The 3,472-nt window shown below is 58.1% G+C and carries 3 protein-coding genes and 3 pseudogenes; 4 read left to right on the top strand and 2 right to left on the bottom strand.

What is annotated here, in order from left to right:
* A pseudogene (locus AAAC48_RS10450) lies at positions 1-293 on the bottom strand (IS110 family transposase); the annotation flags it as partial.
* 97 nt (positions 294-390) lie between these two features.
* Between AAAC48_RS10450 and AAAC48_RS10445 the strand changes: the two are divergent.
* A pseudogene (locus AAAC48_RS10445) lies at positions 391-664 on the top strand (IS6 family transposase); the annotation flags it as partial.
* 56 nt (positions 665-720) lie between these two features.
* On the opposite strand, the gene AAAC48_RS10440 reads toward AAAC48_RS10445, so the two are convergent.
* Positions 721-1,017 (bottom strand): cupin domain-containing protein, encoded by a 297-nt coding sequence (locus tag AAAC48_RS10440; RefSeq protein ID WP_340654118.1) that lies wholly within the window; start codon positions 1,015-1,017, stop codon positions 721-723.
* Positions 1,018-1,782: 765 nt separating this feature from the next.
* Between AAAC48_RS10440 and AAAC48_RS10435 the strand changes: the two genes are divergently transcribed.
* The 3 genes and pseudogenes from AAAC48_RS10435 to AAAC48_RS10425 all read left to right on the top strand — a co-directional run.
* Positions 1,783-2,031 (top strand): helix-turn-helix domain-containing protein, encoded by a 249-nt coding sequence (locus AAAC48_RS10435; protein ID WP_340654117.1) that lies wholly within the window; start codon positions 1,783-1,785, stop codon positions 2,029-2,031.
* 46 nt (positions 2,032-2,077) lie between these two features.
* On the top strand, positions 2,078-3,112 hold the full coding sequence (locus AAAC48_RS10430) for a methyltransferase (protein WP_340654116.1): 1,035 nt from the start codon (positions 2,078-2,080) through the stop codon (positions 3,110-3,112).
* Between the two features lie 212 nt (positions 3,113-3,324).
* Positions 3,325-3,465, top strand: a pseudogene (locus tag AAAC48_RS10425) (IS6 family transposase); the annotation flags it as partial.
* Positions 3,466-3,472 lie beyond the last annotated feature (7 nt).

Raw genomic sequence — 3,472 nt, 5'->3', positions numbered from 1 at the left:
GATTTTGACCCCCTCAGCCCGCAGCACGCGACGGATCCAGAAGCCGTCGAGGCCGGCGCCCTGGATCATGATGATCGGAAAGATTTCCCGGTCCGAGCCTGCGCTTTCCTGTTGAGCTCGGCAAACCGCTCCAGCATGCCCGCAACACCGCCTGCCACCACTGAATGTTTCGACATCATCTCGCCACCACCCGGCGACAGCGAGGTGATCAGCCATTTCGAGCGACTCAATTCCAATGAGACGAAAATTGCGCCAAGATCAGTATGGATTGAGAAGCGGTCGGCGTTTTGGATCGTTCAGGAGCAACGGACATGCTCGGCCTCACCAAGTGAGGTGTTAATCAAGCAAGCTCACCTTTAGCGCAGGTCGCTCTCCACCTTCTCAAAGGATCTGCGATCCTATGGAGCAACCCGCCCGCAGGTCATGCCGAACGTCGAGCACCGCTCGTATAAAGGGCTCGACAACCGGGCAGAGAATTCGCATGTACGGTTGCGAAAACGGGAGCGGTCGATGCAGGGCCTTAGTTGGGGGCTGCAGCGGTTTGTCTCGAACTTTTCTGCCCTACGCATCCTTTTCGTTCAGTCCCGCCACAAGCGCCTTCGGCACCCACATTCATCGGCTTCACGCTATGGTGGAATGGAAAACCGTAACCGGGACCCTCGCCTGTTACGCCGAGCTTCTGTCAACCTTACAATGCCCAGAGAGGAGTTCTTCCGAACGCTATACGCTATCGGAGTGTTTTTTCTCAGGGGCGAATGTTCCCGGACCATCGACATTCACGACGGTTTCGCCTTCGCCGACGCGAACGAAAACATAGTAGACGTCGTTGCCACCTTCAAGGATTTGGCAGCGATGGATGGCTCTACGCGGAAAGAAGGCGTAATCACCCTTGCCGATTTCGAAGGATTCTTCGCCATACTCCCCAAAGTCCACGCGGATGCGACCTGACAACATGTACATCACGCTGTCGAATTCCTGATGATGATGCCACTGGCTCGGAGCGTTGAGCGCGGTCACATGGCATTCCCCGACCCACAAGTTGCCTGCTTCCAAAGCTTTGCGCCGGTTTTGGCCTGGCGTAATCGGTCCATCAACCAACTGATCAGACTTTACGTATCCTATTTTCTGAAAAAGGCCTGTGCTCATAGTTACTTCCCCACTTCTTCTAGAGGACAGCATCTTTGATAGATGCTCACCCTACTGTATACTTGTAAAATGGGAACAACTTGCCAATTTCTGTCGCCAACAAGACAAGCTGAAATTCTGCCGTTCGAAACAGCACAGAGGCCGATCGTTGGGTTCGCTAAGGATTATCCAGCCGGCCTCTCAACGGGCTTTCACTCTCATCCACGAGCGCAATTGCTCTATGCGATCTCGGGCGTTATGCGAGTGGAAACACCAGATTCAAGTTATGTGGTTCCACCCACGACAGCACTATTTTTGCCCGCGGATGCGGAGCACGCGGTACGGATGGATGGACCTGTGGCGATGCGCGAGCTCTTTCTCCGGGAGGACGCGGCCACACGGGTAAACCAAACATCAAAAGTCATCGCGGTCTCAGGTTTGCTTCGCGAAGTGATTATCGCTGCCTGCGCTGAACCGGTAAATTGGGAACCGACAGGGAGAGGATACCATTTAGCGGAGCTGGCGCTCGACGAGATTGCAAGATCGACACCGCTACGGCTCGGTCTGCCTTTGCCTCAAGATCCGCGCCTTCTGCGCGTTGTATCGGCCCTTCGGAATAGTCCACGCGATGGGCGAAGTCTGGAGGAGTGGAGCGAGGTGGCTAACGCTTCAAGCCGGACATTGGCTCGATTGTTTCGAACCGAGACAGGACTTAGCTTCCGTCAATGGCGGCAGCTGTCGCGTCTGACAGAAGCATTGAGTGCATTGACCATGGGCACGTCCCCAGCGAAGGCCGCAATGATCGCCGGATTCGACAGCACACCAGCATTCGGCGCAGCATTCCGTGAATTCTTCGGAATAACGCCGGGGCAGGCACGCATTCTCCACTCTGGCTCGCCCCGATAATACTCGTCCAGGTAGATCATGGCTGGTAGGTTATTAGGAGGTTCGCATGCGCAAAATCGGAGCGGATATGAGCGCCCAGTCTCAGACACCGGCGCAGTTGTTGCGGCGCCTTTCGTTGGTAATGCGCGCGTCGCGCGCACTCAGCGTTGCCGCTCAGCTCGGCGTTGCCGATATCCTCGCCAGCGGCGAAATCGCGGCGGCGGCGGGCGTCGACGGTGCGACTTTGCGCCGTCTCCTAAGGGCGCTCGTAGCGTTCGGGGTCTTCGAAGAGGAGGCGCCTGATCGCTTCCGACTCAACCCGGCGGGCGAATTGCTGCGGCGGGACATCGCTGGTTCGCAGCGGGCCGGGGTGTTGTTCACAGCGGGGGACATGCGCTGGCAGCTGTGGCTCGACCTTCTCGAATGCGTGCGCACCGGACAGGCTGCAGTTGAACGCGCCTTCGGCAAGACGCTTTTCGAGCGCAATGCGCAAAATACTGAAGAATCCGAGCTGTTCAATCAGGCCATGGCTTCGTACAGCGCCGCCTTGTCGGCGCCGATCGTGGCCGCTTACGACTTTGGATCGTTTGGATGCGTCGCTGACATCGGTGGCGGGACGGGCCGCCTGCTTGCCGACATTCTGGTGGCTAACCCGATAGCGCGGGGCGTCCTGTTCGATCTCCCCAATGTCGTCGCGGCTGCGCCGCCGCTCCTGGCGGCGAGCGGCGTTGCGGAGCGCTGCGAGGTCGTTGCGGGCAGTTTTTTCGACGACGTGCCGGACGGCGCAGACGCCTACGTGCTTAGAGCCGTAATCCACGACTGGGATGACGCGCGCGCTGCCGCAATTCTCTCAAATTGCCGGAGGGCGATGACATCTGCGGGGACTTTGGTGATCGCCGAACGCGTGATGCCCGAAAAAGCGGAGCAGGGGCGCGCGGAAGATGCTTATCTGCTCGATCTCGAGATGTTGGTGAACACGCCGGGCGGACGGGAGCGCACTGAGGCCGAGTTTCAGGCCATCCTGAGGACCGCGGGCTTCGGTCCGGCGCGCGTCATCACAACCGCTGCTCCCGTTAGCATCCTCGACGCGCGGCCGGCCTGAGCGCGCGCGCACGAAATGTGTTGCTGAGAGACATACTTTCAACAGGCAGTGCGCGACCATGCTGTCTGGGATCCAAATGCGGAACGGCTACCGTAGTAACGTGCAGTTGGAATGGGATGAGCAAGATCTTGCCGACCTACAAGATGGGGTGGTTGCGCAACAGTTGATGAGACGGGATCGGGAAACCCAGTATTCTCCAAAGTGCATCAAACCTGCAGCGTTTCATCGCCATCTTTTCCGCTCTCAGAAATCTTTTCGTCCCGCCGAGCACCAAACACTCAGCAATCGCCATCCGCATTCACCGCATCAGAGCGATGGCGGAATGGAACGCCGTGACTGGAATGCTTGCCTGAATTTGCT

The sequence above is a fragment of the Phyllobacterium sp. genome (assembly GCF_037994405.1).
GTDB lineage: Bacteria > Pseudomonadota > Alphaproteobacteria > Rhizobiales > Rhizobiaceae > Phyllobacterium.
Note: the sequence above shows the minus strand (reverse complement) of the source record. Positions and strands in the feature narration are given on the sequence as shown.

What these genes read in the sequence shown, in the direction of transcription:
- AAAC48_RS10430 (WP_340654116.1), top strand. Translation starts at nt 2,078, where the DNA reads ATGCGCAAAATCGGAGCGGATATGAGCGCCCAGTCTCAGACACCGGCG.